General features: G+C 54.4%; 8 protein-coding genes and 2 pseudogenes. 7 read left to right on the forward strand and 3 right to left on the reverse strand.

Annotated elements, in window-relative coordinates; all coding sequences use genetic code 11:
* Positions 1–83: 83 nt before the first annotated feature.
* The 4 genes and pseudogenes from IKP20_08500 to IKP20_08515 all read left to right on the forward strand — a co-directional run bounded on the left by IKP20_08500 (position 84) and on the right by IKP20_08515 (position 3,359).
* Positions 84–527, forward strand: coding sequence for a very short patch repair endonuclease (locus tag IKP20_08500; GenBank protein MBR4504987.1), 444 nt, complete (start codon positions 84–86; stop codon positions 525–527).
* A complete protein-coding gene (locus tag IKP20_08505; protein MBR4504988.1) occupies positions 518–1,747 on the forward strand; it encodes a hypothetical protein in 1,230 nt (409 codons plus the stop codon). The genes IKP20_08500 and IKP20_08505 overlap by 10 nt, the downstream gene beginning before the upstream one ends.
* A 46-nt stretch (positions 1,748–1,793) precedes the next feature.
* Positions 1,794–1,919 (forward strand): annotated as a pseudogene (locus tag IKP20_08510) (rubredoxin).
* 42 nt (positions 1,920–1,961) lie between these two features.
* Entirely contained in the window at positions 1,962–3,359 is a 1,398-nt protein-coding gene (locus IKP20_08515) for an alpha-hydroxy-acid oxidizing protein (protein ID MBR4504989.1), read from the forward strand.
* Positions 3,360–3,381: 22 nt separating this feature from the next.
* Here the strand turns inward: IKP20_08515 and IKP20_08520 are convergent, their stop codons facing one another.
* Positions 3,382–4,089, reverse strand: coding sequence for a tRNA threonylcarbamoyladenosine dehydratase (locus IKP20_08520; GenBank protein MBR4504990.1), 708 nt, complete (start codon positions 4,087–4,089; stop codon positions 3,382–3,384).
* A gap of 7 nt (positions 4,090–4,096) precedes the next feature.
* Positions 4,097–4,786 (reverse strand): annotated as a pseudogene (locus IKP20_08525) (TatD family hydrolase).
* Positions 4,787–4,877: 91 nt separating this feature from the next.
* Between IKP20_08525 and IKP20_08530 the strand changes: the two are divergent.
* The 3 genes from IKP20_08530 to IKP20_08540 all read left to right on the forward strand — a co-directional run bounded on the left by IKP20_08530 (position 4,878) and on the right by IKP20_08540 (position 7,361).
* The gene (locus IKP20_08530; GenBank protein ID MBR4504991.1) at positions 4,878–5,501 is read left to right on the forward strand and encodes a DUF3793 family protein; all 624 of its coding nucleotides are present in this window, start codon (positions 4,878–4,880) and stop codon (positions 5,499–5,501) included.
* 42 nt (positions 5,502–5,543) lie between these two features.
* The gene (locus tag IKP20_08535) at positions 5,544–6,497 is read left to right on the forward strand and encodes a hypothetical protein (GenBank protein ID MBR4504992.1); all 954 of its coding nucleotides are present in this window, start codon (positions 5,544–5,546) and stop codon (positions 6,495–6,497) included.
* Between the two features lie 180 nt (positions 6,498–6,677).
* Positions 6,678–7,361 carry an ACT domain-containing protein gene (locus IKP20_08540; GenBank protein ID MBR4504993.1) on the forward strand — a complete coding sequence of 228 codons (684 nt, stop codon included), beginning with the start codon at positions 6,678–6,680 and terminating at the stop codon, positions 7,359–7,361.
* Between the two features lie 64 nt (positions 7,362–7,425).
* On the opposite strand, the gene IKP20_08545 is transcribed toward IKP20_08540, so the two are convergent.
* Complete coding sequence (locus tag IKP20_08545) at positions 7,426–8,916, reverse strand: DUF1846 domain-containing protein (GenBank protein ID MBR4504994.1); 1,491 nt, start codon at positions 8,914–8,916, stop codon at positions 7,426–7,428.
* Between the last annotated feature and the right edge of the window lie 552 nt (positions 8,917–9,468).

The following is a 9,468-nucleotide window of genomic DNA, read 5'->3' on the forward strand; positions in this document are numbered from 1 at the left end:
ACCAAAAGCCTTCCGCCAGAGGCTGATGAGATGATCCGCGGTCTCCCAGCAACCCGTTTATATGCGCCATCGGATTTCTCTGCGTGAAAAAGACTCCCGAACAGATCCACTACAACATGTCGCGCATAAGAGGGAAGGACACCGGCATAGAGTTGGCTCTGAGGAAGGAGCTCTGGAGCCGCGGGCTGCGCTACAGAAAGAATTACAGGGGAGCGGAAGGTACTCCGGACATCGCTTTCCCGGGCGTGAAGGTCGCCGTTTTCTGCGATTCAGAGTTTTGGCACGGCCGCGATTGGGAAGAAAGGAAAGGGACGATAAAGTCCAACAGGGATTACTGGATCCCGAAGATAGAGCGCAACATCCAGAGGGATTCGGAGGTGGATGACGCGCTCAGAAGGGACGGCTGGGTGGTCATCCGTTTCTGGGGCGAGGAAATCGACAAGCGTCTGTCATGGTGCGCGGATATAGTCGAGACGAATGTCAGGGGCTATGTGGCCGACCGCTCTTCGGTGGAACGATGCGCATAGACCCGATCCCTTTGGATGGAATCTTCGGATTCTCGGCGGTTGATTCTGACGGAGCGGAAGCCAAAGTCATATCGGACGGCTCATCGTACTATTGTTTCCTCTGCCGCTCGGATTCCTGCGCCCATGCGTCAGCCGTCGCCGCCCGCGTCCAAGACCGGGATTCCGAGCGCATCATGGACGCCATATCCAATTTGGATCCCGGCTCGGAAAGCCTATCCGACGATGTGGACTCTATCTGCGAGGAGATTTTCTGCGGGTCCGGCGGGCATGACAGAAAGTTGCGCCAATATTCGCGTCTGATGGACGAATGCGTCCGCCTCGAATCCGAAGGCGCCATCATATGGCCGGACCAAAGCTGGGAGGAGAGGGCATCCATCGAACTGCGCTCATCGTCCGCCGATGCCGTCTGGCAGGCCATCTCATCTGAAGGGGGAGTCTGGGCGCGGGACCTCGTCGGAGAACTGGATCCAAAGGTTCTGAGGGAGCTCGTCGAAAGCCATCCGCTGGATCCCGCTCTGATGGATGCGTATCTTGCGCTCGGGGAATACGAGGATTACATCAGATCCAATGGCAGCAGTCCGGAAGCGGTTCTGGAGGCGATGCGGAGGATCGTCCCTGCAGGCCAGACATCCGAATGTCTTCGCTTGGCAGGGATGCTTCCGGACATAAGAGAGATGGACGCGAAAGGCAGGAACGCGGCCCATGAGATATTCGAGATGCTGGGTGATGCCGAGTCAATGCGCCGCATCGAGACGGAGAACCTTCTGCGCGAGCCGAGCGAATATGCGCTCAAAGTCGCGATGTCCAGCGGGAAGAGCAGAGACGAACTCATCCGCATGGTGGCGGAAAAGAGGCTCGGGGAAGGTGCTGACGACGGCGCTCTGTCTTTCCTGGCCAGGAACGGGATGTCACAGGAAGTTCTATCTTGCATGGAATTCAGAAGCTTCTCGTTTCCTGAATCTTTCGACATCGCAAGGGTTGTCAGGGCGATGTCAGGCTCCGGCCAATCGGCTTGCGCCAAGAAGACGGCAACGGAGGCTCTCGAATGCATTCTGAAGGAAGGCCGTGACGATTCATTCCGCCAGGCTGTTTCTCTCTTATCTTATGTGGAGCAGGCATACAAGTCCGAAGCCGGAGGAGCCAAGGAATTCAGGAGTTACATGCAGCGCCTTCTGCAGGATTACGGGGATCGCAAGGGATTTTGGGACATTCTCGGCTGAGCTTTCTTTTGTGAAACTGTTTAAAGCCGTATACAGATGCCGTGCCATGGCGATATACAAATGCAGCGTTTGCGGCGAGATATACGACGAGAGCGTGGAGCCGGTCAGATTCGATGACCTTCCCGACGATTGGAAGTGCCCCCTTTGCGGGTCTCCCAAAAGCGCCTTCAAGAAGGTCGGGGAGCCCGAAGCTGAAGATAATTGGGTCCCGGGGATATACAAATGCGGCGTTTGCGGCGAGATATACGACGAGAGCGTGGAGCCGGTCAGATTCGATGACCTTCCCGACGATTGGAAGTGTCCAACCTGCGGCTCACCCAAGAGCGAGTTCAGCAGGGTATCCGACTCGACGGTCCCAGAACCTAAAGCAGACGATGCGCCAGCCCCCAAAAAAAGCCTGGCTATACCGCCGGAGCTGGTCAGGCGCGACGGAGGCGTCATGGATGACATCCACGAGATGGCTCTGACCGGAAAGAGTATATCCGCCGCCATGGACACGCTGTCGCCCGTGCCGAAATTCGAGGACATCCTCATTCTTGGCGCTCAGCTATCGCCTTTCCCGATGGACGACGGCGCCGAAGTATCTCTGAAAACGGTCATCGGCAAGAAGTCGAAGCGGCCGATGGTCTTGGAGAGCCCGGTATTCGTGAGCCATATGTCTTTCGGCGCCCTTTCAGGCAGGGCCAAAATCGCTCTGGCCAAGGGGAGCGCTATGGCGAAGACTGCCATGTGCAGCGGCGAAGGCGGAGCCCTTTACGATGAGATGGTATCCTCCTATCGCTACATCTTCGAGCTTGCGCCGAACAAGTATTCCTTCGATTCAGAGACCCTTAGAAATTCCCACGCGATCGAGATAAAGATAGGCCAGGGCACCAAGCCCGGCATGGGAGGACATCTCCCCGGGGACAAAGTGACGAACATTATCGCAGTTATGCGCGGCAAATCCGTCGGGAAGGACATCCAAAGCCCGTCCAGATTCCCTGGGATCGACAGCCCAAGCGATCTCAAGGCATTGGTGGATATGCTCCGCGAAAGGAGCGGGGGACTTCCGATAGGCGTGAAGATCTCGGCGGGGCACATAGAGGACGATCTGAAGTTCATCTCGGAATCTGGATGCGACTTCATCACCATCGACGGCCGCGGCGGAGCAACTGGATCATCGCCGAAGTTCCTCAGAGAGTCATCCTCGGTCCCGACGGTCTATGCGCTGGCAAGGGCCAGGAAATACATGGATTCCCACGGCATGGTACAGGATCTGATCATCACCGGCGGATTCCGCACCAGCGGGGACGTAGCCAAGGCAATCGCTATGGGAGCCGATGCGATAGCTATGGCATCCGCGCCTCTGATGGCATTGGGGTGCCAGAGATACAGGATCTGCGGCTCCGGGAAATGCCCCATGGGAATCGCCACCCAGGATCCGGAGCTCGAGGATCGTCTGGATGTGGAGGCAGGCTCCCAGAGGGTTGCCAATTTCCTCAGCGCAATGGGATCGGAGCTGAGAACTTTCGCCCGCGTCACCGGCCACGACGACATCCATGGCCTCTCGAAAGCCGATCTATGCACGGTAAGCAAAGACATTTCGGAGGCTGCTGGGATAAGGCACGCATGATGGACGGGGGCTCGCCCCCGCATCATCTGCTGAGAACGTATTTTATCGCCTCGTTAGCCAGCGCCATGCCGAATATCGCAGGGATCGTGGGCATCGATCCCAGAACGCTTTTCCCGAACTCGTCCCTGGAATCCGGTATGGCGATCGGCTTCTCCTCAGAGTAGACGCAGGTTATCTTCGAAGCGTCGTATCCTCTCAGGGACGATCTTACGCGGGAGGCTATGGGGCAGACTCTGGATTCCATCACAGGCGCGATGCGTACGGCGCCGGCGTCCATGTGGAGCGCGGCCCCCATGGATGAGAAGGTGCGGATTCCGAGCTCGCTTGCGGCTTGGAGCAGGGCTACCTTCATCTTCACGGTGTCAATGGCATCGATCAGGAAATCGAAATCCCCGCTCAGAATCTCAGGTATAGTCGATTCTGATACGAGAACGTCCATCGTTTCGATTTTTACGTCGGGATTGATGCTTAGAGCGCGGGCTCTCGCCGCCTCGGTCTTCAGCATGCCGATGGTCTCCCGGGTCGCCAGGATCTGCCTGTTCAGATTGCTCTCGGAAAAGACATCTTTGTCCACCACGCGAATGCTGCCTATCCCGGCGCGGACGAGGCCTTCGAACGCGTATCCGCCGACCGCTCCGCACCCGCAGAGAATCGCCGACGCGTCCCTGAGCTTTCTCACTCCCTCGCTCCCGACCAGAATCTCGGTCCTTGCGCTGATGCTCTCGGCCATGGATAGACCTCTCGAAATTGCGTCTGACAATGTCGCACAGCTCTTCTGGCTCCCTTCCAGTGTAGGGGGCTATCTTGGCGACGAAATCACCCATTCCAGCGAAACCCTCGGCAAAATAGGGCGCATCGCTCTCCAGGAGGAGGCTGTCCAATGGGATGGCCTCGAACAGGCGCTTAAGCCTTATCTCTGAACGTTTCAATATGCGCGGATTCAACGAGAGCATGCATCCGAGCGAGGCCAGCGGTTTCGCGTAGCTTTCAGAAGAGAACGAATGGATGATGGCGCATACACTTCCTTTCCCGTGTTCCCTGATCGCGCTCAGGACTCTGTCCTCGCATCCGATGCAATGGATGGATGCGACGCGGCCTTTTTCCGAGGCGATCTGGAGCTGGCCGATGAACGCCGGCATCTGATCCGCTACCGTTCCCCTCTTGGAATCCAGGCCGATCTCGCCGATCTGAGCCAGAGGATCTTCATCTAGAATCTGGCGGAGTTTCCTCTCCGATTCCGCCGTCCATTCGGAGCAATACCACGGGTGCACCCCATACGATTCCACTGCGCGCGGGTCCCGGATTCCCGAATCCCATTCGCCGGGCTTCGCGGTGCACGATACGAACCTCTCCAGGGAGCCCATGTCCGGGTACGATTCGGCGGCGATCCCATCGCGCAGATGCAGATGCGCGTCTGTCAGCCTCATGCCCGGTCATACGCGCGATACGCTTAAACTTTGGAGGTTATAATTTTAGGAATACCTAAATATAAATAATAAGATTTAATTAAGCCTAAATATGGAAGGGAAAGCGTCATGCTGCCGCGGATGCCATGGAATATGCGTGGGATCGCTAGAGGAGCGGGTCATCAGGCACTGCGCACCGACATTGGCGGGGATCAAATGCGGGAGCATGTTCAGGATGCGCGCATCGCAAACTGAGATCATGGCCGGATTGCGTTCGATGAACAGGATTCTCAGGCCGTTCGACGTCATGGCTATGGCTCTGCGCTCGGAGTCCGATGCCCTTTTGGTTTACGTATTCAGGCCCAAAATGCTTTCCGACGTGCTTTCCAACCCAAAAGTCGGCGGATATCTCTCCGAATACGGTTACCGCGGGATGGATTGCGCCGGTTCCCTGAGGCATCTTCGCGCCAGGTTCATCGAGAAGGGGATGCCACATGAGGTCGGCATCTTCCTCGGCTATCCGCTGGCGGATGTGGAGGGGTTCATGAGGAATGGCGGGAGGTCTTGCGTCTGCGCCGGATGCTGGAAATCCTACGGGGATGCGGCCGAGGCCGAAATCAGATTCAGGCGCTGCAGGGAATGCACGAGAAGATGCATGGAAATCTATTCCAACGGAGGTTCTCTAGCTGATCTGGCTGCCCCATCCGCCGTCGCCTGCTCTTCCGGGGAGATATGATTAACGTCATGATTCCATTCAGGAATTATGGAGAGTTTGGAATTGAGCAAGCTGAGCCCTATTCTGGGTTTGGCGAGCATAATCTTGGTCTCACTAAGCGTGATATTGGGCGTAGTCCCATTCGCGATAGGAGTAGTGTTGGCGATAGCCAGCATCATAATCGGAATCAAAGGAAGGAAGTCCGGAGCCAAATCCGGGATAGCCTTCGGCATCCTGGCTTTTGTGATCGTCATTCTGATTGCAAGCATGTCGTTCGTCCAGGTCGGAGCCGGCGAGAAGGGCGTCGTCGTGAACAGTCCCGCAGGAAACATCGGCGAAGTCATCGACGAGGGCTGGCATATGGACCCCAAATATGCGCTCGCCAACGTAGAGAACATCAGATACAACACCCAGACCGTCGAGTACATCGGCTTCGATGATGACATAGACACCGTCGGAGGCATATCCGTCCTGACTAAGGACAGCCTGGTGATCGATATGGATATCGCGGTCACATTCCATATCCCGCAGAGCATGGTCAAGAAGCTGCGTTTCGAATACGGCGAAGATTGGAAGATTACCATCCTCCATCAGGAAGTCAGATCCGTACCCAGGCTAACCTGCGTCAACTACACCGCTTTGGAGATAATCTCGGACAAGAGGTCTGACGTCGAGTCCGCGATAACCAGCAACCTTTCCAGTCAGATAATGGACAGATGCGACGGATGCATCGTGGTGGACAAGGTCATCATACGCGAGATGCGCATTCCGACAGCCATGAGCGAAGCCGTCGAGCAGAAGCTCATCGCCCAGCAGCAGCTGGAGAAGGCCCAGATCGATCTCGAACGCATACAGGTGGAAGCCGAAGCGAGCAAGGCCGCGGTAGACAAGGTCCGCGAGTCTTTCGACAGCGACGAAGCCTATCTGAGGTATATCCTGTATGAGAACCTGAAGAACATGAACGGCGTCCAGGTGGTCCTCGCTCAGGACGGGACCCCCGTAGTGAAAGTGGTCTGATGCTTTTTTGGCGGGGGAATCCCCCTCGCCTCTCCATAAACCATGTCTAAAAACATACAATATGGCGTTTAGACACGTGATTGCTTTCTAAACTGACCTCATACCATCGTAGCGAACCTTTTTGCCTTCTAAATGTCTCAATTGGAACTGATATATACAAAATAAAACAATCCCCTCCCCATGTCGAAGAACGTGCTCAGCGAGAGCCTCGCGGAGAAGACGCGCATTTACATAGATGCGCATCCAAGCATCAAGGATTGCGTCTCCAAAGGTCTGATAAACTATTCAAAGCTGGCAAGGATGATCATGAAGGACATCGACGTGGACAACGAGGAAGCCGTAATGATCGCCTGCCGCCGCTATGCGTCGAAGCTTTCCGTTACCACCGACCACGAGCTCAGCATCCTCAGGATCCTCAAAGACAGCAGGCTCGAGATGAGGACCAAGACCTGCATAGTGACCGCCAAGAACGATTGGTCGGTCCTCCACAAGATGGACAACCTTTTCAAGGACCTTTGGAACGAGAATTCCATCATGCAGTGCGTCCAGTCGGCTTCCGCGGTGACGATAATCGCGGACAAGATGCTCAAGGACAGGATAATCGACACTGTCGGCAGGTTCAACATAATAAAAGTGAGGGAGAATCTGGTGGAGATCGCAGTCAAGTCCCCGGAGAAGATCGTGGACACCAGCGGGGTCATAGCGTATCTGATCACCAACCTGTCTGACGCCGGAATCAACATCGAGGAGACGGTAAGCTGCCACACCGACACGATCTTCATCGTCGGCGAGGCGGATATGATAAGCGCCTATTCCGTCCTCACCAAGTGCATCCAGTCGGCCGAAGCCACGGTCGGCGAGTGATGCCAAGGCGAATGGCGGGGCCGATATCGGATCGACTTCCCGCCTATCGCCGAAATAAATGTTCTCAGCTGCCGTGGAACAGGCAGTTGGTCTGGTATTCAGGCTCGCAAGAGATATAGATCCTCAGTTTTTTGTAGGTAAGCTCGTCGATGGGAGAAATGACGAGCGACGAATGCGCATCGCATCCCCTGAGCTCCGGAAGGGCCGAGAAAGCTTTCTCCGCGTTGGAATCCGTGTTGGCCGCGATGGAGAGGGCCACAAGCATCTCGTCGATGTGCAGACGGGGGTTCCTGTTCCCGAGATATTCGACCTTAAGCCTCTGCATCGAACCGATGACTTCCGGGGATATCAGCAGCACGGAATCGTCGATTTTTGCTACCGTCTTCAGAGCGTTCAGAATAAGCGCCGACGATGCCGTAAGAAGCGGGGATGCCTTGCCAGTGACTATGGTCCCGTCCTTCAGCTCCATCGCGACCAGGGGCCTCGATTCTTTCCCCTCGGCGTTCCCGATGAATTCCACGGTTTTGCGGCTAGTCGGGGTAATCCCTGCCTGCTTCATGCACAGTTTGAGTTTGAAGAGTGAATCCCCTTCGTTTTTTCCTTCTCTGAGATCTCTGAGGGCAGAATAATAGCGCCTGATTATCTCGTTTTCAGCGGCCTTTTTGACCTTGGCGTCGTCCACTATGCAGAATCCGGCCATATTGACGCCCATATCAGTCGGAGATTTGTACGGCGATGTACCGGAGACGCCTTCGAGAATAGCATTCAGCACCGGGAAAATCTCGACGTCCCTGTTGTAATTGACGGTGGTTTTTCCGTAGGCTTCCAGATGGAAAGGGTCAATCATGTTGTTGTCGCCCAGATCGGCGGTCGCAGCTTCGTACGCGATATTCACGGGATGGCTCAGAGGCAGGTTCCACACCGGGAACGTCTCGAATTTGGCGTAACCCGCTTTGACGCCCCTCTTGGTTTCGTGATAGATCTGGGAGAGGCAGACCGCCATCTTTCCGCTTCCAGGGCCAGGCGCGGTAACAACTACCAGAGGTTTGGTGGTCACCACGAAGTCATTCTTTCCGTAGCCTTCATCGCTGGCAATTTTCTCTATGTTGGTGGGATATCCGTCGATGGAATAGTGCTTGTATACGCGAAGTCCCAGCGCTTCCGCTTTTTTCTGGAGGCTGTCCGCCGCAGATTGGCCGGAATATCTGGTGATGACAAGCCCGCAGACTTCAATTCCTCTGTCGCGGAACGAATCCACAAGCCTGAAGACCTCCAGATCATAGGCGATCCCGACGTCTTTGCGCATCTTGTTCTTAACGATGTCTTCGGCGTTGATGACGACAATAGCTTCGGCGTCCGAACCGAATTGCATCAGCATGGAAATCTTGCTGTCGGGTTTGAATCCGGGGAGAACGCGCGACGCATGGTAGTCATCGAATAGTTTTCCGCCGAATTCAAGATAGAGTTTCCCACCAAAACGAGCGATACGTTCTCTGATGTGCTCGGATTGGGTCCTGAGATATTCTTCGTTATCAAAGCCTACGGACGAATCCATGTGATTGACGTACGGTCGCATTGGCTATAAGATTTTGCGTGCATCCTTCTTTGAGAAGACAAATGAATTGTTTATGATGCAATAGATAGTTATAGAATTAGTCTTTCTAATTTTTATTAGATGAATGTCTAATACCAATAGAGATAGCGTTAAAAAGGAAATAATGGGATGAGACTTCTTTAATATTAATAAATAAGAAGATTAGGCGCTTGTGAATTGTTAATATTTAATAATATCTATTATTCCATCAATAAAATGAAATTATTTGTCATTCGAATAAGAAAAATATTGTTTTTGATCTGAATAATGGGGTTACAAAAATGCAAGGCTGATTGTGGTTATTGATACATAGAAATCATTAAATATAACTATGATATCTGGCACTTTGTTGCTGTGAAAGCAGCAAAAGGTGAATCAAATCATGCACCCGACCCAGAGGAACTCGGCCGGGGAAGAGGCACAGGGCTCCGCATTGGAGGATGAGGACGGATAAAGCCCGATGACTGCCGGAACATACGAAACCTGGACGTGTGCTAGATCATACGCCAGCGG

The sequence above is a fragment of the Candidatus Methanomethylophilaceae archaeon genome (assembly GCA_017524805.1).
Lineage (GTDB): Archaea > Thermoplasmatota > Thermoplasmata > Methanomassiliicoccales > Methanomethylophilaceae > Methanoprimaticola.